24 protein-coding genes are annotated in these 19,288 nt (G+C 63.8%); 10 read left to right on the top strand and 14 right to left on the bottom strand.

Annotated features, from left to right (window positions below; genetic code table 11):
- Positions 1–247: 247 nt before the first annotated feature.
- From ON44_RS46540 to ON44_RS05925, 7 genes are all read right to left on the bottom strand, one after another.
- Positions 248–1,390, bottom strand: coding sequence for a DUF6973 domain-containing protein (locus ON44_RS46540; RefSeq protein WP_051181600.1), 1,143 nt, complete (start codon positions 1,388–1,390; stop codon positions 248–250).
- Positions 1,391–1,467: 77 nt separating this feature from the next.
- Positions 1,468–1,761 (bottom strand): type VII secretion target, encoded by a 294-nt coding sequence (locus ON44_RS05950; RefSeq protein ID WP_040686807.1) that lies wholly within the window; start codon positions 1,759–1,761, stop codon positions 1,468–1,470.
- Positions 1,758–2,015 (bottom strand): YbaB/EbfC family nucleoid-associated protein, encoded by a 258-nt coding sequence (locus ON44_RS05945; RefSeq protein ID WP_083897677.1) that lies wholly within the window; start codon positions 2,013–2,015, stop codon positions 1,758–1,760. Before ON44_RS05945 ends, ON44_RS05950 begins: the two co-directional genes overlap by 4 nt.
- Positions 2,016–2,182: 167 nt before the next feature.
- Positions 2,183–2,893 carry an ESX secretion-associated protein EspG gene (locus ON44_RS05940; RefSeq protein WP_051181598.1) on the bottom strand — a complete coding sequence of 237 codons (711 nt, stop codon included), beginning with the start codon at positions 2,891–2,893 and terminating at the stop codon, positions 2,183–2,185.
- Positions 2,890–4,233, bottom strand: a complete 1,344-nt coding sequence (locus ON44_RS05935; RefSeq protein WP_040686804.1) for a hypothetical protein — start codon at positions 4,231–4,233, stop codon at positions 2,890–2,892. The genes ON44_RS05940 and ON44_RS05935 overlap by 4 nt, the downstream gene beginning before the upstream one ends.
- Positions 4,234–4,235: 2 nt before the next feature.
- Positions 4,236–4,874 (bottom strand): DUF3558 domain-containing protein, encoded by a 639-nt coding sequence (locus ON44_RS48020; RefSeq protein WP_083897676.1) that lies wholly within the window; start codon positions 4,872–4,874, stop codon positions 4,236–4,238.
- Complete coding sequence (locus ON44_RS05925; protein WP_040686803.1) at positions 4,871–5,245, bottom strand: hypothetical protein; 375 nt, start codon at positions 5,243–5,245, stop codon at positions 4,871–4,873. Before ON44_RS05925 ends, ON44_RS48020 begins: the two co-directional genes overlap by 4 nt.
- Positions 5,246–5,603: 358 nt before the next feature.
- Here ON44_RS05925 and ON44_RS05920 point away from each other — a divergent pair, with 358 nt between their 5' ends.
- The 8 genes from ON44_RS05920 (at position 5,604) to ON44_RS05890 (ending at position 10,895) form a co-directional block, all read left to right on the top strand.
- Positions 5,604–6,482 carry a helix-turn-helix domain-containing protein gene (locus ON44_RS05920; protein ID WP_040686802.1) on the top strand — a complete coding sequence of 293 codons (879 nt, stop codon included), beginning with the start codon at positions 5,604–5,606 and terminating at the stop codon, positions 6,480–6,482.
- Positions 6,479–6,682: a DUF397 domain-containing protein gene (locus ON44_RS05915; protein ID WP_040686801.1), complete on the top strand. Its 204-nt coding sequence runs from the start codon at positions 6,479–6,481 to the stop codon at positions 6,680–6,682. The genes ON44_RS05920 and ON44_RS05915 overlap by 4 nt, the downstream gene beginning before the upstream one ends.
- The gene (locus tag ON44_RS53920) at positions 6,634–7,047 is read left to right on the top strand and encodes a DUF397 domain-containing protein (protein ID WP_083897675.1); all 414 of its coding nucleotides are present in this window, start codon (positions 6,634–6,636) and stop codon (positions 7,045–7,047) included. Before ON44_RS05915 ends, ON44_RS53920 begins: the two co-directional genes overlap by 49 nt.
- Positions 7,048–7,243: 196 nt before the next feature.
- Positions 7,244–7,555, top strand: coding sequence for a WXG100 family type VII secretion target (locus ON44_RS49980; RefSeq protein ID WP_040686856.1), 312 nt, complete (start codon positions 7,244–7,246; stop codon positions 7,553–7,555).
- A 1-nt stretch (position 7,556) separates the two neighbouring features.
- Positions 7,557–8,876, top strand: coding sequence for a hypothetical protein (locus ON44_RS51885; RefSeq protein WP_218007524.1), 1,320 nt, complete (start codon positions 7,557–7,559; stop codon positions 8,874–8,876).
- A 15-nt stretch (positions 8,877–8,891) separates the two neighbouring features.
- On the top strand, positions 8,892–9,326 hold the full coding sequence (locus tag ON44_RS05900) for a DUF6334 family protein (protein ID WP_040686800.1): 435 nt from the start codon (positions 8,892–8,894) through the stop codon (positions 9,324–9,326).
- Positions 9,327–9,437: 111 nt separating this feature from the next.
- On the top strand, positions 9,438–9,773 hold the full coding sequence (locus ON44_RS05895; protein ID WP_040686798.1) for a WXG100 family type VII secretion target: 336 nt from the start codon (positions 9,438–9,440) through the stop codon (positions 9,771–9,773).
- Positions 9,774–9,956: 183 nt separating this feature from the next.
- The gene (locus tag ON44_RS05890; protein ID WP_040686797.1) at positions 9,957–10,895 is read left to right on the top strand and encodes a hypothetical protein; all 939 of its coding nucleotides are present in this window, start codon (positions 9,957–9,959) and stop codon (positions 10,893–10,895) included.
- A gap of 72 nt (positions 10,896–10,967) precedes the next feature.
- Here the strand turns inward: ON44_RS05890 and yhjD are convergent, their stop codons facing one another.
- From yhjD to ON44_RS05875, 3 genes are all read right to left on the bottom strand, one after another.
- Positions 10,968–11,987 (bottom strand): inner membrane protein YhjD, encoded by a 1,020-nt coding sequence (gene yhjD / locus ON44_RS05885; RefSeq protein WP_040686795.1) that lies wholly within the window; start codon positions 11,985–11,987, stop codon positions 10,968–10,970.
- A 65-nt stretch (positions 11,988–12,052) separates the two neighbouring features.
- Complete coding sequence (trpS, locus tag ON44_RS05880; RefSeq protein ID WP_040686792.1) at positions 12,053–13,087, bottom strand: tryptophan--tRNA ligase; 1,035 nt, start codon at positions 13,085–13,087, stop codon at positions 12,053–12,055.
- 98 nt (positions 13,088–13,185) lie between these two features.
- Positions 13,186–14,118, bottom strand: coding sequence for an oxygenase MpaB family protein (locus ON44_RS05875; RefSeq protein ID WP_040686790.1), 933 nt, complete (start codon positions 14,116–14,118; stop codon positions 13,186–13,188).
- 426 nt (positions 14,119–14,544) lie between these two features.
- Between ON44_RS05875 and ON44_RS05870 the strand changes: the two genes are divergently transcribed.
- Positions 14,545–15,207, top strand: a complete 663-nt coding sequence (locus ON44_RS05870; RefSeq protein ID WP_040686787.1) for a TetR/AcrR family transcriptional regulator — start codon at positions 14,545–14,547, stop codon at positions 15,205–15,207.
- 4 nt (positions 15,208–15,211) lie between these two features.
- Here ON44_RS05870 and ON44_RS05865 read toward each other — a convergent pair whose 3' ends face one another.
- From ON44_RS05865 to ON44_RS05855, 3 genes are read right to left on the bottom strand one after another with little or no spacing between them, the layout of a single operon-like run.
- Positions 15,212–15,697 carry a barstar family protein gene (locus ON44_RS05865; protein WP_040686785.1) on the bottom strand — a complete coding sequence of 162 codons (486 nt, stop codon included), beginning with the start codon at positions 15,695–15,697 and terminating at the stop codon, positions 15,212–15,214.
- Entirely contained in the window at positions 15,697–16,179 is a 483-nt protein-coding gene (locus ON44_RS05860; RefSeq protein WP_085998483.1) for a guanyl-specific ribonuclease, read from the bottom strand. The genes ON44_RS05865 and ON44_RS05860 overlap by 1 nt, the downstream gene beginning before the upstream one ends.
- A gap of 52 nt (positions 16,180–16,231) precedes the next feature.
- On the bottom strand, positions 16,232–17,047 hold the full coding sequence (locus tag ON44_RS05855) for an exodeoxyribonuclease III (protein ID WP_051181609.1): 816 nt from the start codon (positions 17,045–17,047) through the stop codon (positions 16,232–16,234).
- A gap of 70 nt (positions 17,048–17,117) precedes the next feature.
- Here ON44_RS05855 and ephH point away from each other — a divergent pair, with 70 nt between their 5' ends.
- Positions 17,118–17,963, top strand: coding sequence for an epoxide hydrolase EphH (gene ephH / locus ON44_RS05850; RefSeq protein WP_040686780.1), 846 nt, complete (start codon positions 17,118–17,120; stop codon positions 17,961–17,963).
- Between the two features lie 50 nt (positions 17,964–18,013).
- Here the strand turns inward: ephH and ON44_RS05845 are convergent, their stop codons facing one another.
- A complete protein-coding gene (locus tag ON44_RS05845; protein WP_040686778.1) occupies positions 18,014–19,276 on the bottom strand; it encodes an acyl-CoA dehydrogenase family protein in 1,263 nt (420 codons plus the stop codon).
- Between the last annotated feature and the right edge of the window lie 12 nt (positions 19,277–19,288).

The following is a 19,288-nucleotide window of genomic DNA, read 5'->3' as shown; positions in this document are numbered from 1 at the left end:
ACCGGCGGCTCGGGTGATTTCCACCATCTTGACCGGCACATCCTCCGAAGCCGCATGCCTCGCGGCGGTCAGAAGAGTGAAACCGCCACTCGGCGATGATCCGCCCGACCGCACGTCGAACGAGGCGCGACAGTCGGTACTCGCCGCCTCCCGATGATCAGTGGACCGGTCCGACCCACATCCGGCAGCCAGCAGCACCGGTATCAAACCGGCGACGACAGCCAGGGCTCCGACTCTCATCAGATGATCACTTGCTCCCGGGTAGCGGAATACCAACGCCCGCTGGCGATCCGGTCATCGCCTCCGTCACCCGATTGCTCCAGGTGATCTGCGGGGCGGGCAGTTGACTGCCATCGGCATTCGAAGTCTGAATGACTACTGCTTTGCCATCTTTGATCTGCTGCCCGACCAGCGCGGCCAATTCCTCCGGAGTGGCTTTGGGATTGGCTGCCCCGATCGCGCGCCCGATTTCATTGTTGTAGAGGTCCATTGCTTCACGTTGCGGCGTATTGCCGCCGGTCTTCTCGTGGGCCGTGGCGTAGGTTTGCGCCCAGTCCTCACCGAATTGTTGCGACATAAGGGCATTCCAGTACATGTGCCGATAGGCATCACCTTGACCATCGGCGACGGAGTCCGGATACTCCGCCAAGGCGGCGTTCCTGGCCAGGTCGGGCAGGGTGAGGGCTTTTGCGACCGCGTCGACGCCCTGGTTCTGCAGCAGGTTCTCCATGGCCGAGATCTCTTCGGAGGTCATCAGTGAAGGGCTCACGTTTATGCCGTTATCCTTGAGAATGTCGGCTGGCCACCCGACCGGCCAGAGTCTCGGCAGCCCCGTGGAGACATCGGTTTGATAGTCCTCGAGGATTTTCGCAAGCTGCGGATCGTCCGGCTTGACAACCAAACCCTGCTTAACCCGGTCGGACAGCTTCTCGATTTCCTTGATGTAGATCTCCGCGCCTTCCTGATCCGCTCTTTGCACGAGCGTGAAGGCAGCCGAGATGAAGTTGTCCAGACGCCGGGTGACGATTTCCTTCGCAACGACTGCGACATCACCGAACGGGAAGTAGTCGCTGTAGGTTTCGGCGTTCGATGTGCGGGACTTGACGTGGCCGTCCTCGGTGACGAACAGATCCCATCTCGACTCCTCGGCTTCGGCTTTGCGGGTTCGGATCTTCGAAATATTGGTTTCCAGGGTCGAGACCAGGGAGCTGAGCTTCGACGCCATCTGTTCGATGACATCCGAGGTCTGAATCGTGTCGGTGCGATCCTCCTGGCCGCGCCGTCGTGCCGCGTCACCCGCCGAACTGTCGAAGTAGTCGTCGGACTGCTCTATCGCATTTCCCGCTGCGGTGGCCTCGGTCTCGATGAACTTGTAGGTCTCGTTCATCATGTCGACAACCTGACCGAGATAGCGTAGGTCCCACCCAAGCACCTTGGATATGGTCAGCGACTGCCCATCTGCCACCGCTAGCCCCCCAGCTGCTTGAGTTGGGTAGCCCAGTCGGCATCTGTCTGCTCATAGACACCAGCGGCGGTCTCCACGCTGTCGCAAAAGCTGCTCAGGCGGCGATTGTGGTATGCCAGCACGGTGTCCATCGCCTTCAGCGATTCTTCGACTTTGACAGCGAGGTTCGAATCCGCCATCCGCTCCCGGGCCAGATCACGGCTCACCTTCGCGATCGGCGTCTTCGTCGTGATCCTGCCCGCATTCATGCGTACGGACGCCGCGAGCGCGCGCATCTTCCCGGGGTCGACGTTCACCTGGACTCCTCGAACAGTTGCACGGCTGCGGCTTCGGCGTTGCCGAGTGCGGCACGGTGACGGTCGATAATGAGGTTGGCCAGGTGCTGAGGGCCGTTGTCCATCGCATAGTCGGCGATGTAGAGGTCGGTGATCCGACCGCCGGCATCTGTCTCGATGCTCACGCTGCCGTCTCTGGAACGCGCGGAGCCGCGCACCGCCGCGAGTCGCTCATTGATCTGCTGGATCTCGAGCATTCGCTCATCGCTATTCATCGCTGTTCCCCCGTTTAATGGCACCTCTGACAGACTACCTAGATCGAGCCTCGGCTATTGCCCAGGCATGCGATCAGTCTCTAGTTAGCGGCCTTGCTCGAGTAGCCCAGATTCTTGGGCATCTGGCAATCGAACGCGGGGGCGCCCCTGGGTACTCGAGCGGCGGATCAGGGGATCGGTTGGGCCAGGCGGGTGATTTCGCGGCGGAGTGTGGGCTGGTCGCAGGGAGTGATGTGGAATTCGTTGTATTGGTGGCGGTAGTGGTAGCGGCCGTCGCCGTCGATGTCGAACCAGTTCAAGTATTCGGGTGCGGCGGGATGTGAATCACGTAGGCCGCGAAGGATTTCCACGGTTCCGGAACCGGAGCGCGGGGCGCGCAGCAGGCGGTAGATCCGGTCGGACGCTGTCTCTTTGAGGCCGGTCCAGGACTCGAGATTGTCGACCAGGCGTTGGACATCCTCGACCACGGCCGGATGCCGTCCGGGCGGCACGTCGCCGAGCACCGCCGTGAACACGGCGGGCACGATCGCGGCGGTGCCGACCTCGAGCACGACATTGCCACCGAATTCGGGAGTTGGGCCCGGCCGTTGCACCAGGGTGACGCCGATGTCGGCATCGATCGCGCCGAACGCGCGTAGCGGACGTCGCCGAGTTCCGGTGAGCGTCAATGCGATTCGCGGATCGGCGGCCACACGCAGGGCGGCCGACAGGTCCGGGTTGGCGTACAGCGGCAGGCGGCGGTCCAATTCGCGGGTGAGCTGGTCGAATTCATCCTCCCAGCGCACCGAGGCGATCAGGCGCAACGGAAAGGGGTAGCGATCCGACCGCGTCTCGCGCCAGATGTGCATGAACTCATCGGGCGTGAATTCGAACTTCACCCGCGCTCACCGCTCGGTTGCGCCGAGGGTGCGTCGGCCCCGATCGACGAGGGAACCGCCGGATCGTCCGGGCCGAGCAGTTCTTCGTACTGGCCGATCAGGTAATCGGGGACCTTGCGGTTCGACTCGTCCTCCCCCGATTTGCGTCCCGCGCCGGGCGACCCCATGCCCGACATACCGTTGCGGCCGGTGCCGGCCGCGCTGGTCGCGGCAGTGGAAACTGTTGCCGCGCCGGAGTTTCCGGCTGTCGGCGCACCGGTGACACTGCGTCCCGGACTCGGTGTGGTGCTGCCGCCGGGTCCGGATGTGCCGCCCGGTCCGGATGTGCCGAGGCCGCCCGCATGTCCCGACGTCGTCTGAGTGGTGGTTGTCGCGGCGGGCGAGGTGGCGGTGGTGCTCGCTGCCGTCGTCGGAGACTGGGTCTGTTGTCCGGTAGTGGAATTCGAGTCGAGACCCGAGGGGTTCACCGTGCCCTGATCGGTCCCCGATGTCCCCGATCCATTCGACTCGCCGTTGGTACCGCCGGTGTTTCCGGTGCCTGATCCGGTGGTGCCGCCGCCATTGCCGCCCCCGCTACCGCCGCCCGGCCCGGTAACGCCCTCGTTGCCCCCACCGCCCGGCGACGTGACCGGCACGAATGTCGGGATACCGGACCCGGCGGGACCGTAGGACGGTTTGTAGTTGTTGTTCATGGTGTCGATCGCCGTGCGATGCAGCGCCTCGATACCGCGCTGATAGGCGACCTCCTCGCTGTCACCGGCCCCGGCCAGTCCCGCGCCGACCGCGGAAATAATGACTTGTGCGGGATCCAGCGAAGTCGCCGAACCCCTGCTCCCTTGCGCCGCGGACGGTGGCGGCACCGTCATCTTCACCACTTCGGCGGCTGACGCCACGCCCTTTATCCGATGCCCGCAGGCATTGATCACCTGCTCGACATCACTGGCCTGCCGATAGAACGTCTGCGCCGCAGCAAGAGCCGCATCGGCCATGGCACCCTCGATACCCGAGGCCAATGCCTTCTGAATCGCGAGATTCGCGCCGAACAGCCCACCGCTCAGCGCGGTGGCGATACTGATCCACGTATCGGCCTGGTGATGCATGATGCCCGGACTCATCTGCTGGGCGTTGGTGTAGATCTCCTCGTGGGTATGGCCCTCGAACTGCTCCATCCGAGTGATGTACGCCGGATCCTGGCCGTCGGCAGAGAGTTTCGTCTCGTACTGCTCCGCACCCTGCTGCTGACCGCGCGAAAGCGCACTCGGTTGGGTGGTGTCGGGCTTGCGGCTCGAATCGAATGCACCGAGCGCCGAGGGAACATCGTTGATGTCGAGGCCGGTCATCGTCAGTTGTCCTTACCGATCTCCGGTTCGATGGTGGAGGCGATGTCGGTGATGCTGTCGCAGGGGTTGAGGTCTCGGGGGGCGCGGTCGGTGAGATCGACTGCTATCTGCACGAAACCCGCCTTGGTCTGGATATCAACCTGGCAACTCCGCTTCATGGACGTGGCGGGGTCATGGACCAACAGGGCTTGGCGTCCGTTCACAGTGATCGGCTCGCTGTATGTGCCGACCTTCGCGACGTCTTCCGCCCAAGTCGCGTTTCCTGAGTTCAATTGCAGGTTTCGCAAAGTTGAGCGAAAGTCGCAGGTGAGGAAGCTGTACTCGGCCACGAGATCGTCGCCACGTGCCCGGGATGCGGGATCGAATCCAGCTCGTCGAGCTGTGTCATCGCTGATCCATGTACACGGATCGAAGACGACCTTGGGGCGTCCCGTGCTGGCGGTGTACTGGTTATCCTGCGACGGCGGTTGAAGCTTTGGGTTGGTCAATGTCGGCCGCGCTGATTGTGTCGCGGTGGTCGACGTGGTTTGACCTGAATCGGCCGGGTGCTGTGTGGCGTCGCTGCCGGAGGAACAGCTCACCGCGACTGGTGCGATCGTTATCGCAAATAGTGCCAGCCAAGTATTGCGGGTTCCCCTCATGAAGACTGCACCTCCGAGGTAGCGGTACTGACCGACCGCGCATACACGGCGTCGGCTTCCTCTACTAGCTGACCAGCACGCAGGTAAGCCGCCGCCATCTTCAATGCAGCCTCTTTCATCCCGTTGAGAGCATCCGTCATCTGCACAGCCTTGCGCGAAAAACCGTCTTGAAGCTGCTTGGCCGACTCGAACCCACCGAAGCCTTCGAGCCGCTGCAAACGAATCGATCGATTTATCTCTGGATCGAGCGTCTTCTCAACGAACCTGGTGTAGACCTCGGCGCACCGACGTGCGGCGTCGGCCTCCATCCGAAATGTTCCCCCAGTGGCCTGTTGATACAGCGCATTTGCGGCCGATTGCCCCACTTCCATCGGCTAGCCCTCCCTCGCTGTTCGTCCGCTTACTGTACTGGACGCGTGGAACGGTCAATCGGTTCCGTTGGGACGCAAAACGTTCTCGATTGGTTTCGATCCTGCGGGTTCAGACCACTCCTGCCGCACCCGGCGCGGACACTCATACCGAGCAGCGTGGGGTTCCGGGCTCGTGCCGGGTCGCGTGGACCCGCCGAACAGGAATACGCCGCCACCGATCTGATTCGCGAAAGCGCCGCCGGATGCAATTCTTCCTGGGGTTATGTCCCGATCGCATGATCATTCGCGATGTGGCCTCCACATGGGATGGCGGTGTGCTCTGCTGTTGCGAACGTTGAAACCTGATGGGAGGCGGGGCATGTCGGACGACGGATCGACGCTGGCACGGCGGCAGCTGGGGAAGTACCTGCGGGACGGCAGGGAGGGGTGCGGATTCACGCTGGCGCAGGCGGCGGCGTTGATCGAGCGCAGTGGTAGCACGCTGCAGCGCATCGAGAAGGGCACCGTGGCGCAGCTGCGCGAGGTGGACCTGGCGGCGTTGTGCACGATCTATGGCTTCGACCCCGACCACACTGCGGCGATGAAAGTGCTTGCGGCACAAGGTAGTGAGGAGAGTTGGTGGCGTGAGTACGGTGACCTGATGCCGGGGAACTTCGACTTCTTCGTGGGGTTGGAGGCATCGGCGCAGCGGTTGACCACTTATGAATCCGAACTGGTGCCGGGATTGTTGCAGACACCGGCGTACGCCAGTGTTCTCATCCGATCCGTCTATCCGGACGACAGCGCCGAGGAGCACGTGCGTCGGGTGCAGTTGCGGATGCGGCGGCAGCTGAGAATCACCCGCAAGCATCAACCTGCGACGCTCGAAGTGGTCCTGCGGGAGTCGGTCCTGCGTGGGATGGTCGGCGGGCCGAAGGTCATGGCGACCCAACTGAAGTACCTTTGCGATGTAGGCACTCGTCCCAACATCAGCCTTCGGATTCTCCCGTTCAGCGCTGGATTTCCGCTCGGGGACGCTGTCGGCCCGTTCGTCATCCTGGAGTTCGGCACGGACAGACACGGCCAATTGCTCGAGCCGCCGGTGGTCTTCACCGAGAATTTCGCGGGGGATTTGTATCTTGCAAAACCGGCCACCGTCCGGCGGTACCATGAGGCGTACGAGAGCCTGCGGCGCAGTGCGATGGACGCCGACGCCAGCCGTGCTCTGCTCAGACGGGTGGCGAAGGAGTACGCGTGAACATCGATCTAGCCGGTGCCGACTGGTTCAAGAGCAGCCGGAGCGGTGGCAGCTCGAACTGCGTCGAAGTCGCCTTCCTCCCGAACACCCTTGTCGGCGTTCGCGATTCGAAGAACCCATCCGGCCCTGCACTGATGTTCACCCCAGCCGAATGGTCAGCCTTCACCGCCGCGACAACCCGAGGCGACTTCGACCGCTGATCTCAGAGGGGCACCTCATAGCGAACCACTCGAACACGAAGTGGTTCAAGAGCGGCCATAGCGGTGCCCACTCGAACGGCGCCGAAGTCACCTTCCTCCCGAACACCCTTGTCGACGTTCGCGATTCGAAGAACCCCTCTGGCCTGCGCGGCCGTCGCCCACAATGCCGACCGATCCGGCACATAGACAGCAACAGGCCCGGAGTAACGCATGGACCGCCCTGTGGTGCAACACAATCGGCAATACACCACCGAACCCCACCGCCGCCTGACCCAAATCGGCCGAGCCGACCCGACCGAACAACGAAGGTGGAAAGCTGGGCAGACCAGCAGGTACCCCGGCCCCCAATTAGCCAACACACCTAGATCGCCCCCGAATCCGGCCACGACCTCGTACGAAAGTCCCGTCTGCGGATCGCAGGACAAGCTCACATGGACACGCCCAGCCGCCGTCAGTAGTGTCTGTGGTCGTGCGCTCGGGGAGGGAACTTTTCGAGCTGGTCGATGTCAGTTGTGCCCGAACATGTTTCTACTGGCACAGCGACGGGGGAAGGCAGGCCGGATGGTGGATCAGCCATTCAAGGTGGATCTGGACCATTTGGACCAGATCGCGGCACGGCTAAACGGACTCGCGGGCTTTATCGAGGACAAGCTCGAGGAGCTGAACAACACCGTCGCGAGGTTGCAGGTCGAGAATCTCTGGACCGGCGCGGCGGCAGCCGCATACGCCGATGCTCACCAACAGTGGGTAGCCGCCGCCGCGGAGTTCAACGCAGGCGTCCAGGAAATGCAGGCAGCTGCGGTCGAAGCGCGTGCCAACTACCAGAATTCGGTCACGCTGAACGTCCAGATGATGCGTAGCGGAAGGGCCTGACATGGCGACGGTGCTCGACGTCGACCCGTCGGTGTATGCAACAGCAGCCACCAAATGTCATGAACACGGCATAGCGGTGACCACAGCCTTCAACACCCTACTGTGGGCATTGAACCAGTCGGGCAAGGGCATGGCCGGTGACTACGACTCGGTCAAGACCTGGTGTAACTCGTACGACAAGGCAGTCGGCGAATTCGTCAATGCTGTGGGCGCTTATGTCAACGCGGTACTCAAGTTCAGCGATGCGCTGCGGGTCGCCGGATACAACCACGCGCTGGCCGAGTGGGTCAACCGAGGAAAACAAGGATCGCCGCCCGACACGCCGAAGCTGTCGAACGACAGCGATATGTTCGATTCGAACATTCCGATTCCTACCGCATTCGGAAGCAACGGCAACGGGCTCGGCACCGATATCGATGGGCTACTTTCCGCGATCCGCAAACTGAATGTTCAGGTGCCGAACGGCGATATCAACGAGCTGGGCAAGGTCGCCGACGCGCTGAACGCCTTCGCGAAGAACGACGCCGTAGCCAACGCGGTCACGACCATGAGCACCATCGGTGCTCAGTTCGATCAGCTCCAAGCTCCCGAACTATCCCTGGTCGGTGACTACTTCACCGATCTGAAGGACGGGGCGAGCGCGATCGCCGATACGGCTGGCTCGCTGGGTTCCACCGTGTCCACCCACAAGGGCAACTTGTCCACGCTGCGCAACGGGATCAATAGAGCGGTCACCGATCTCGAAATCGGGATCGGGCTGGCGGTCGGTATGGAGATGATTTCCATCGCGGCCGGATTCTTCACTTTTGGCGCCGCCACCGCCGCGGGCACCGCCCTCACCGGCGCGGCCCTGGTTAGTGCGTGCGACCGCGCCGCCGTGGCCATCCGTGACGCGATCGCCATCAGTGACCTGATCAAGTTGCTGCAAGCCGCCGCCGCGACAATCGAGGCGCTGCGCAGTGTGCAGAATGTAAAAGCACTCGTGGCCATCGGCGCCTTGACCCTGGCAATGGCCACCGCAGGCGACTCCGACGACAGTGCCCCGGACGATTCGACTGCCAATGACCAGGGTGTCAAGCTGACCAAGGGCGGCAAGCGAAAGATCGGAAACCTAACCGATATGAAGGACATGACCGCTGCGGACGCCATCCGCGCCCGCGGTGGCGGTGCCGGACAGGTCAGACAGCTCGAAAACGGGTACGAGAATCTGACTGTCGGCGAATTAGCCAACCGAGCGGCGGCGGGCGACGCGGAGGCGGAGACCGCGATTAAGATCATCAAGCAGGCAAATGCCAAAGCGCAAAAGTACGGCAACAAGTAGAGGAAAGTCGGTTCCATGTCGGAAGTAGGATCCGCGATCGCTGAGCAGGGTGGCCGACTTCGCGATGCCACTTACCATTTCGACGCGGATCTGCCCCGCGACATCCTGCGCATCGACCTCGAATTCGAGCACGGCCGATGGTCCGTGCTCGTCCACGAAGACGATGACACCGTGCGACTGGTCGAAACTGCGGCCATCGGCGACAGTGGCCTTCGCGCCGTGGACGCGGCGGCGCTGGCACCCTGGCGCGATGCTATCGGCCGTACCGTCCGATGGGTATGGTCCCTCGAGAACCAGCAGGGCTACCCCGACGCGATCCAGTTCGAATTCGCCGACAGCAGTGGTGGCGGCGCATCAACCATCCAAATCCTCGCTATCGCTTCACGTTTGAACATCCAGCAGGTGCGCTCCATCGAAACCCCACCCCTCACTACCCTCCCCAGCCGGTAAGCACCGGAGGAACACAGGCTGCCGAGAGCCCGAGGCGAAGATCGCTGCTGAAAAATCGACTAGGCCACAGCAGTGTGGACGCCTGCGGCAGAGTGCCATTATGGTTGGGTCATGAGGGATAGCGGGGGGCCATCCGGATCCGGCCAGAATCTGTCAGTTGTGCCTGATGATGTGCAGGCGATCGGCCAATACGTCTACAACATCGCTGACACCATGAAACAGGCCCTCGATTCCGCTGCCCGCGAGGTCGAGACCCTACTCACATCCAACTGGACCGGCGACGCGGCCAACGAGTTTTCCAACGGGTGGACCGAAACCCGTAACGGTGGAACACAACTCATGCAAGCGTTGACTTCACTTGCTGAAAAGCTGGGCGTCACCGCCGCCAACTACAACAGCACCGACAACGGCAACGCGTCCGGTATCTCCAGCCTGGATCTGCCATAAGTTGCCCTCGGTGTCCGGCATCTGCGGACCGGTGCCGTTCCAGGCGATCTCCGGATCGGATGCACTGCGCTGTTCGAGACTTGTGGCCTCCCACTGCGCCCATATCTCCCGGCAACTACGGTGGGACCAATCGGTGCCAGATACCAGGGCCTGGGGATCGGCAGCGAAGGTGGGGAGGTTTCGATGTTTCGGCGGCTGGCGCTGATCGCGGCGCTCATGGTAGTCGTGGCGGCCTGTCAGGATGGTGAGCCGAACCAGTCGGTGGCGGCGGGAGTGACCGGGCCGCAGGACGAGAAGTTGGCGCGGTTACGCAACACCGACGTGTGCGCGCTGTTACCGCGTGCTGAACTGGCGAAGCTCGGTCCGGTCACCGCGGTAGGCACCAATGAGCTATACGAGTGCGAGGCGAAACTCGGCGAGGATCAGAAGACCAGCACGCGCGTGAACTGGTCTGTCCGGGCTCTCGACGACGTTGCGCCGGACGTCGGTGCCACCGTCACGATCGAGGGTTTGACCGTGAGCATGATCAGCGACAAGGACACTAGACCGCCGGCGGAGATCGCCAGTGCGCGGTTCCGTACCTGCAGCGCGTTCGCGCAGCTGCCCGCCGGAGGCTCGATGTTGCTGATGCTCACGATTCCGCCCGGAGCCGAGCCGTGCGCGGGCGCGCAATCCCTGGTCACAGTGGCGCTGGCCGAGTGGAAACGCACTCCGCGACTGGGCGATTCGCCGGACACGGTACAAACGCCAGTGACTGGCGCGGACCCGTGCGCGGTCTTGACGAAGCTGCCGAACGCGGTGCGGGGCGATACCCAATGGGTCGACCGCTGCTGGTTCGAGCTCGACGGACACTCGATTTATCTCGAGTACAAACACGCCACGGACCGCGAGTTCGAGAACTACCTGCCCGTGAAAGTCGGTGGGCGGCAAGCGTATCGGACATCCAAAGACGACAACGCCAGCTACATGCTCCGAGTCGGCCCGACGTTCGACCCAGCTGCCGACGAATTCGACTTCGCGAATGTGCCAGCCGTGACCATCAACGCGGTCAGCGGCCACAACCAGGCGACACTGGAGAAGGTCACTGCTGCGGTAATGTCCATCTTCCCCAACGCGGCATGACTTCGCTGAGATGTGCTGCGGCTCAGCACATCCTGAGTTGAGCGAGGGGTCAGCCACTCACACCACTTCATGTCAGCGTCGACGCAACCCTGAAAGCACAAACGCCGCAAGGGCGCCCACACCGAAATAAGCAGCTCCCGTGCCCATCGAGAGCCCGGACGCACTCATGCGGGGCTTGATCACGGCGGGGGCGGGTGGGGGGATTTCGGCTTCGATCTCGTTCTCCGATGCCGTTGCGGCCCAAGCGGTTGCGAACAAGAGGATGCGATAGGTGATGTAGCTGAACACCATCAGGCCGATGATCGATCCGAATACCGCGCCCGCGGGGCTGTGCAGCACCATCTGCAGGTAGAACGACGCGACGTATTTGAAGATTTCGAAGACCACCGCGGCCAGCGCCGCCGCTCGTGCGGCACTTCGCAAGGTGACCGGCTCGCGGGGCAGGCGCGCGATCATCCAGACGAACACTGCCCATGAGGCGAGGAAGCCGAGCAGTATCGAAATGAGCACCAGGATCAGCCGCGCACCGGGCAACTCCGACAGGCGGAAAGTGATCAGCAGCCGCGCGCCGAGGGTACTCGACGCCAGGGTGGACAGACCGATCGAGACCACGAAGGCCAAGCCGAGCCCGATCAATGCACCGAGGTCGGAAAGCTTGCTGAGGAACCAATTGCCTTCCGGGGTCTTCTGTTCCCACTGTTCGGTCAGTGCTGCCCGCAGATTCGCCATCCAGCCGAGTCCGGTGTAGACACCGACGAGCAAACCGAGCGTGCCGACCGTGCCGCGCGATCGGACCGCCTGATCGATCAGATCATTGAGCTGGCCGCCGAGTGATCCCGGAATGTTCTCGATGATCTTGTTCCGCAGTTCGGTGAACATTTCCGGATCGCCCGACAGCACGGAGCCCGCGATCGAGAAGACGACCATCAACAGCGGAAACAGCGACAGCACCGTGAAATACGTGATCCCGGCCGCGTAGTAATCACCACGTTGCCGCTGATAATTTCCGCCTGCGCGGATCAGGTGATCCAGCCACGGCCGCGACTGGATCCGCCGTTCGAACGCCGCCTTGATGTTGTCGATCACCTGCATCTGTCACGCCCCTTCAACAGAGACCGCGGTGATGTCGACAGGCGGTCGATAGCGGTATTCCCCGGCTAGCGAGCCAAAAACCCAACCCGGTCGTAAACCTGCGCCAGAGTGTTGCCGGCAATCTCGCGCGCCCGCTCGGCACCTGAGTCGAGGATGCGGTCGAGTTCACCCTGATCCGACAAATACTCTTCCACCTTCGCCCGCAGCGGGGTGACAAATTCGACCAGCGCGTCGGCGACGTCGGACTTCAGATCGCCGTAACCCTTACCGGCATAGTCGCGTTCCAGCGTGACGATCGGGGTGCCGCTCAGCGAACTCAGGATCACCAGCAGATTGCTGACACCCGCCTTGCGCTCCGGGTCGTAGCGGATTTCGCGCTCGGTATCGGTGACCGCGGAGCGAATCTTCTTGGCGGTGATCTTCGGATCGTCGAGCAGGTTGATCAGACCGGCGTCGGTGGAGGCCGACTTGCTCATCTTCGACGTCGGATCCTGCAGGTCGTAGATCTTCGCGGTGCCCTTGACGATATGCGCCTCCGGCACCACGAACGTCTTCTTGAACCGAGTATTGAAGCGCTGGGCCAGATTTCGGGTCAGCTCGAGATGCTGGCGCTGATCCTCGCCGACCGGCACCTGATGCGCACGGTAGAGCAGGATGTCCGCGGCCATCAGCACCGGATAGGTGAACAGTCCGACGCTGGCGTTCTCCGCACCCTGTTTGACCGACTTGTCCTTGAACTGGGTCATCCGGCTGGCCTCACCGAATCCGGTGATGCAGCTGAGCACCCAGGTCAGCTCGGCATGCTCCGGTACCTGGCTCTGCACAAAGAGCGTGGAGCGCTTGGGGTCGATGCCGAGCGCGAGCAACTGCGCGGCCGCCGCCTTGGTGCGCCTGCGCAGTTCCTTCGGATCCTGCGACACGGTGATCGCGTGCATATCCGGGATGAAGTAGAGCGCGTCGTAGTCGTCCTGCATGGTCACCCAGTACTGCAGCGCGCCAAGGTAGTTGCCGAGATGGAAGGACGCGCTGGTGGGCTGGATCCCGGACAGCACCCGCTGTTTGCGTTCAGCGGCCGGGTTCGTCTGAGCAGGACTGGACATATCCCGATCTTCCCATGCGGTGTTCGATCGGCGGTGTTCGCGGGTCCCTCCGTGGTTACGCTGCGCTACCGCCTCCGGGCCCGTCGCTCACGCCGCGGTCACGCGGAATTTCGCGCCGCCCAGTTGCGTGGGTCGACACCGGGCATGCTCGGGCGCCCGGTGCTGTGCAGTTCGCGTTCCCGCTTGGACAACAGCTTGTAGACCGGCGCGCTCGGACCGGCCAGCGTCCCGCGCAGCACCGGCGGAACCAACGGTGGGGCGATATGCGCGGTCCGCACGCCCTGGGCGAGTGCGCGGAACGCGATTTGCTCGGGCAGCCCCCAGCGCATCCCGTACATATCGCGGATGCGCGGCGGCAGACTGCCCTGCACCAGCAGGTAGAACGCGTCGACGACCTGGCGCATCGGCCCGCGCTGCGGATAGGGCACGCGCTGACCGGCCAGATACGAACCGACCAGCCTGGCCTCATCGGTGAGGAACAGCGCGTCCGAGGCGAGGTAGTCGTCGAAGGATTTGCGGAACAGCGGGTAGCTGCCGGGCGCGGCCTCGCGCGGCATGCCGAACAGTTCACCCCAGCGGACGTAGTCCTGGTACAGGCCCTCGCGTTCGCCGCCGGTCAGCGGGCGGATCAGCAGATCGTGCATCACCTCGGCCGAGTCGAAGGCGAAGGCCATGGTCATGTACATCAGGTGCGGGTCGAGTGCGGAGTAGCCGGTGCCCGCCGGATGGCGCAGGCCCGCGTCCTCGGGCAGTTCGCCGACAACCTTCGCGTGCTTCTTTGTGGTGAAGGCAAGCGCGCGATCCGCCTCGTCCTTACTGCCGAGGAAGACGGCCTCGAAGAGCTTGCCGGTCAATGCGAGTCGTGTGTACGGAGTCATCCGATGCTCGGTGTGCTCGGCGGTTCCGACATACAGCAGCGGATTGACCGCGCCGATCACCAGGGCGCGCTGGCCATAGGTGAGACCCACCGCGCGCTTGCTCATGACCCGTCGGGCCATCGAATTATCGGCGAAGTAGCCGGGCTGGGACATCGCTGCCTCCTCGTTGAGCGCGTGCCGTGGTGAGTCGGTGACCCGCCATCTCGGCGGGCCACGAATCCACAGCATCTGGCAACAGAATCCCCCAGAACTCTAGATCTGGCAATAGCCACCACCAGATTGCGTCCGGACCGGATCCGGGCCGCGACCACCGACCACATCGGACCGCGATCCGGTCGGCCCCAGCCGCACCCGTGCCAGAATCGCCATATGACAGCATCGCGAAGCGATTCCGTGGGGGGTGGTGGTCGGGCGACGGACGGGCCAGCATCGCGTAGCGAGTCGGCGAGGGGCGGTGGGCGAGCGACGGGCGGGCGAGCGTCCCGTAACGAGTCCGCGAGGAGTGATGGCCGGGCGACGGGCGGGCGAGCATCCGGTAACGAGTCCGCGCGAGGTGGTGGTCGAGCGGCCGGTGGATCAGTGCGGAGCAAGTCCGCGGGGAGCGGTGGGCCCGCAAAACGGACCTACGGCGGCGTCTCCGCCGACGAGCGCCGCGCCCAGCGACGCGCGGCGCTGCTCGATGCCGCACTGGAGATCATCGGCACCCAGGGCATCACCAAGCTCACCGTCTCCGGGTTATGCGCGCAGGCCGGACTGAACGAGCGCTACTACTACGAAAGCTTCGACAGCCGCGACGCGGTGCTGGCCGCGCTCATCGATCGGATCGCGGAGGAACTGGCCGGGGCGATCATCGGTGCGCTGCAGACCGCACCGGCCGACACCCGGGCCAAAGCGCATGCCGCGATCTCCGCGGGCCTGCATCTGCTCACCGACGATCCACGCAAGGCACACGTCGCGCTGGTCGCGGGCATGGCGACGCCGGAGCTGCGTGCCCGCACGAATCAGACGGTGCGGGTTTTCGCCCGCATCGTGGCCGCCGAGGGCATCGACTTCTACGGCATCACCGACCCGAATCCGGATCCCACCATCGACTTTCGCGCCACCTACCTGGTCGGCGGCCTGGTCCAAACCCTCACCGCCTGGCTACAGGACGACCTCCCGCTCACCCGCGACGAACTGATCGACCACACCACCGACGTCTTCGTACTCCTCGGCGAGGACCTCGCCCGCCGCCTCACCTGAGCGACTACGGACTCAGGCGCACGATCTCCGGGTCGGGTGGTTCACCTTGGAGCACGACCCGGAACGCCAGGCCCTTTGTGGACCAGTAGTCGGCGGCCTCGCGCATGGCTTCGATGAACCACGTGCGTTCTTCCAGTTCGTCGATCAGCAGATCGACCGAATCGCGGATCACGGCAACGTATCCAGCGGCGAGGCCGACGAAATCATCGAGATCGCGCAGACATTCGTCGAAAGCGTCCTTGTTTCCGCCGAAGTAGTACGGGAATTGGAACGCGGCCGCGAATTCGTCGAAAACGCCTGCGGTGGTGCGCATTTTGGGCCCGCGTAGTTCGCGCACCGCGTAGTCGACGGGTGCGTCGTAGCGCACACCGCTGAGTGTCGGGGCGTCGACGGGGAGGGCACCCACTACGGCGGTCGGCGGCGAAGCGGGCGCGTCGGTGGACCGCCGGGCCTCGGGGCGGGCAAGGAACTGCGATAACGGAACTGTCATCAGCGCATCCTCGTAAAGGTTTCGTAGTGGTCACTGGTGTACCAGGCGGAACCGTCGCTGCCGGTGACGATGCGTTCGGCGTCGCGGGAACGGTTGCGCTCCTTCGGGTTCACATCCCATTCCTGGTAGGTGATGGCTTTGCCCGCCGAATCCTTGGCGGGCAGGGTGCCCGCGCGGTTCATCCAGCGCTCACCGCCCTTGGTGCCGGGCGCGTTCGCCGAATCCGGCCAACGGCCCGCGTCGATTTCGACAAGAGTCGCGTAGGCGCGGTCCGGTACACCGGGGGCTCGAACGGTGGATGTGGTGGTCACATCCGGACCGCGCGCCGGAACCGCCACGCTCGCGCTGCGAGTTGTGGAGGTGACAGAGGCCGCGGTCGGCTTGCTGTCCCCACCGCGCGAGGCGAGCAGTGCGATCACCAAGGCCAGTAGGGCAACACCGAGCGCGGCGAAGGCGCGAACCCGCTTCGAGGAAATATTCATGCGATCCCGATCTCCAGCGCTGCCATGTCGCGAATCATCTTCGTCGCGAACTTTATCGGTATTGCACCGTGACCGGCGCGTGGTCGGACCAGCGCTCGGCGTAGGTGGCGGCGCGTTCGACCACGGCCTGCTTCGCCCGGCCGGCCACCTCGCCGCGGGCCAGGTGATAGTCGATGCGCCAGCCCGCGTCATTGTCGTAGGCGCGGCCGCGGTAGGACCACCAACTGTATGGGCCCGCGACACCGGGATGCAGGTTGCGCACCACGTCCACGTATCCGGCGGCGAGCATGCCATCGATCCAGGCCCGCTCCTGCGGCAGGAACCCGGAGTTCTTCAGGTTGCCCTTCCAGTTCTTGATATCGAGTTCGGTATGCGCGACATTCCAGTCGCCGCAGATCACGAAATCGCTGGTCTGTGCCCGCATATGAGCGCCGATCTCATCGAGGAAGCGGTACTTTTCGTCCTGCATCGGCGTATCCGCCTCACCGGTGTGCACATACACGCTGGCCACGGTCAATTCATCGAATTCGGCCTCGACATAGCGTCCGGTACCGGCGAATTCGGCGCTGGAATGCCAAGTTCCGTCCTGCCAGCGCCCTAGCCCGATACGCACGGCCCGGGGTTCGCGACGGGACAGAATGCCGACCCCGGCCCGCCCCTTCGCGCCCGGCTCCGCATGCGTCAGATACCAGCCCGCGTCCAGTGCGGGCGCGAGCGCGGCACGGGTCTGCTCATCGGTTGCCCGAGTCTCCTGCAGGCAGATGATGTCGGCTTCGGTGACCGCCAGCCACTCGAGCATCCCCCTGCCCGTCTTGCCGGTCGCCGCACGGACGCCGTTCACGTTGATCGACGAGATGATATAAGGCACCTGATGACCGTACAATGCTGGTCAGACGAACTCCCCCGGGACATCGCAGTCCAGGAAGGGGTGATTGACGATGAAGTCAGGCACCACCAACTCCCCCGCCCCGATCAAAGCGCTGCATATCGGGTCCGGTGATCCGGTTCTGCTGCTGCACGGGTTCATGCTCTCGCCGCACTGTTGGGAACAGGTTGCGCTGCGGCTTTCCGCGCATTGCGAGGTATTCGCCCCCGCCTTCGCGGGCCACTGGGGTGGCGAACCGATCGAGGGCTGGTCCACCGATGTCCATGCCCTCGCCGACCGGATCGAGGATCAACTCGACGAACTCGGTTGGCGTACCTGCCACATTGCGGGCAATTCACTCGGCGCCTGGGTCGGCTTCGAACTGGCCCGACGCGGCCGGGCCCGCACCCTGACCGCGATCGCGCCGGCGGGTGGTTGGCAGTCGCCCTCGCTCACCCAGTTCCGCGTGGGCGCGAAATTCCTGTCACTGGTGCCGATCGTCGAAATCGGTAAGCACCTCGGCGGATTCGCGATCAACAATCCGATCACGCAACGCTTCGCGCTACTGCTGCTCAGCAAGAACGCCGCGGCCGTCGCGCGGCGCGACATCGCCGCCATGATCACCGCCGCACTGCACTGCGATGCCATGATCCCGTTCATCCTGGGCAGCGTGCGCGCCCCTGCCCTGGAAGATCTGTCCAACCTCCCGACCCCGGTGCGCCTGCTGATGGCCGAATACGACCGGATCATCCCCAACCGCGTGTATGCCCGCCGCTTCCTGCAGGAACTGCCCGACTCCGCCGACCGCATCCTCGTCAACGGTGTCGGGCACGTCCCCATGCTCGAAGCTCCGGACCGCATCGCGACCCTGATAGCCGAACACATCTACGCCAGCCGCACACACTTGCGCGCGGTGTGAACACATGCCGTTCACGGCCGCCACGTGCCGTGCCGACGGCAAAGTTCGCGCTACTGGGCGAGCAGGCCCTTGGCGATGTGGGTGACCTGGATTTCATTGCTGCCCGCGTAAATCATCAGGGACTTCGCGTCACGGGCGAGTTGTTCCACTCGGTACTCGGTCATATAGCCGTTGCCGCCGAAGAGCTGGACTGCGTCCATCGCTACCTCGGTGGCGGCCTCGGAGGCGTAGAGCTTCATGGCAGAGGCCTCGGCGAGGGTCGGCGGCTTGCCCGCCTTGCCGCGCTCGAGCGTGTTGAAGACCATGTTCTGCACATTGATCCGGGCGATCTCCATCTTGGCCAGCTTGAGCTGCACCAGTTGGAAGCGGCCGATCTCCTGGCCCCACAGCTTGCGACTCTTGGCGTAGTCCAGGCAGAGCCGGTGACATTCGTTGATGATGCCGAGCGCCATGAAACCGACACCGATGCGTTCTGCGGTGAAGCTGGAGCGGGCACTCTCCCGGCCGTCGCCGCCCTTGTGCTCCTCGGTCTCGCCGAGCAGCCGGTCGCGCCCCAGGCGCACATTGTCGAAGAACAATTCACCGGTCGGCGAGGCGTGCAGGCCCATCTTCTTGAACGGCTTGCCCTGGGTGAGGCCGTCCATGCCCTTGTCGAGCACGAAGGTGAGCACCTTGCGCTCGCGCTTATCGCCGCCGTCGCCCTCGTCGAGCTTCGCGTAGACGATCATCACATCGGCGAACGGACCATTCGTGATGAAGGTCTTCTGCCCGTTGAGGATGTAGTCCTCGCCGTCGCGCTTGACGTAGGTCTTCATGCCGCCGAATGCGTCCGAACCCGAGTCGGGCTCGGTAATCGCCCATGACGCAACCTTTTTCATGGTGACGATATCGGGAAGCCACCGCTCCTTCTGCGCGAGCGTGCCGCGCGAGAGGATGGTGGTCGCGCCGAGACCGATGCTGACACCCATCGCGGTGACCAGCCCCATGCAGACGCCGGACAACTCCCCGATCAGCACCGCCATCAGCGATTCCTGACCGGCGAACGGGCTACCGCCGGAAGACTTTTCGGACTTCGCGGGCAGCGGCTCGCCCGCCGCCAGTGCCTCCGCCTTCTTGCGCTCCTTGGCAAGCAGCCGCTGGACGGCTTCACCACCCATCGCATCGATCCCGAAGTCGCTGAACAACTTCCGGATTATCGGATAGGGCGTCAGCTCACCGCTTTCCAGCGCGTCGAGATGCGGGCGGACCTCCTTATCGATGAAGGTGCGCACCGCCTCGCGGATCATCTCGTCGGTCTCGGACCATTCGAACATCGTCGTTTTCCT

It is taken from the genome of Nocardia vinacea NBRC 16497, assembly GCF_000308835.1.
In the GTDB taxonomy this organism is placed as follows: Bacteria; Actinomycetota; Actinomycetes; order Mycobacteriales; family Mycobacteriaceae; genus Nocardia; species Nocardia vinacea.
The sequence above is the reverse complement of the archived record's forward strand: the minus strand, read 5'-3'. Positions and strand labels throughout refer to the sequence as shown.

Bases quoted from the DNA above. Each gene is read 5' to 3' on its own strand.
- ON44_RS46540 (WP_051181600.1), bottom strand. From the start codon at position 1,390: ATGATGAACGAGACCTACAAGTTCATCGAGACCGAGGCCACCGCAGCG.
- ON44_RS05945 (WP_083897677.1), bottom strand. From the start codon at position 2,015: ATGAATAGCGATGAGCGAATGCTCGAGATCCAGCAGATCAATGAGCGA.
- ON44_RS05935 (WP_040686804.1), bottom strand. From the start codon at position 4,233: ATGACCGGCCTCGACATCAACGATGTTCCCTCGGCGCTCGGTGCATTC.
- ON44_RS48020 (WP_083897676.1), bottom strand. From the start codon at position 4,874: ATGAGGGGAACCCGCAATACTTGGCTGGCACTATTTGCGATAACGATC.
- ON44_RS05925 (WP_040686803.1), bottom strand. From the start codon at position 5,245: ATGGAAGTGGGGCAATCGGCCGCAAATGCGCTGTATCAACAGGCCACT.
- ON44_RS05920 (WP_040686802.1), top strand. From the start codon at position 5,604: ATGTCGGACGACGGATCGACGCTGGCACGGCGGCAGCTGGGGAAGTAC.
- ON44_RS53920 (WP_083897675.1), top strand. From the start codon at position 6,634: ATGGTCAGCCTTCACCGCCGCGACAACCCGAGGCGACTTCGACCGCTG.
- ON44_RS49980 (WP_040686856.1), top strand. From the start codon at position 7,244: ATGGTGGATCAGCCATTCAAGGTGGATCTGGACCATTTGGACCAGATC.
- ON44_RS51885 (WP_218007524.1), top strand. From the start codon at position 7,557: ATGGCGACGGTGCTCGACGTCGACCCGTCGGTGTATGCAACAGCAGCC.
- ON44_RS05900 (WP_040686800.1), top strand. From the start codon at position 8,892: ATGTCGGAAGTAGGATCCGCGATCGCTGAGCAGGGTGGCCGACTTCGC.
- ON44_RS05895 (WP_040686798.1), top strand. From the start codon at position 9,438: ATGAGGGATAGCGGGGGGCCATCCGGATCCGGCCAGAATCTGTCAGTT.
- ON44_RS05890 (WP_040686797.1), top strand. From the start codon at position 9,957: ATGTTTCGGCGGCTGGCGCTGATCGCGGCGCTCATGGTAGTCGTGGCG.
- yhjD (WP_040686795.1), bottom strand. From the start codon at position 11,987: ATGCAGGTGATCGACAACATCAAGGCGGCGTTCGAACGGCGGATCCAG.
- trpS (WP_040686792.1), bottom strand. From the start codon at position 13,087: ATGTCCAGTCCTGCTCAGACGAACCCGGCCGCTGAACGCAAACAGCGG.
- ON44_RS05875 (WP_040686790.1), bottom strand. From the start codon at position 14,118: ATGTCCCAGCCCGGCTACTTCGCCGATAATTCGATGGCCCGACGGGTC.
- ON44_RS05865 (WP_040686785.1), bottom strand. From the start codon at position 15,697: ATGACAGTTCCGTTATCGCAGTTCCTTGCCCGCCCCGAGGCCCGGCGG.
- ON44_RS05860 (WP_085998483.1), bottom strand. From the start codon at position 16,179: ATGAATATTTCCTCGAAGCGGGTTCGCGCCTTCGCCGCGCTCGGTGTT.
- ephH (WP_040686780.1), top strand. From the start codon at position 17,118: ATGAAGTCAGGCACCACCAACTCCCCCGCCCCGATCAAAGCGCTGCAT.
- ON44_RS05845 (WP_040686778.1), bottom strand. From the start codon at position 19,276: ATGTTCGAATGGTCCGAGACCGACGAGATGATCCGCGAGGCGGTGCGC.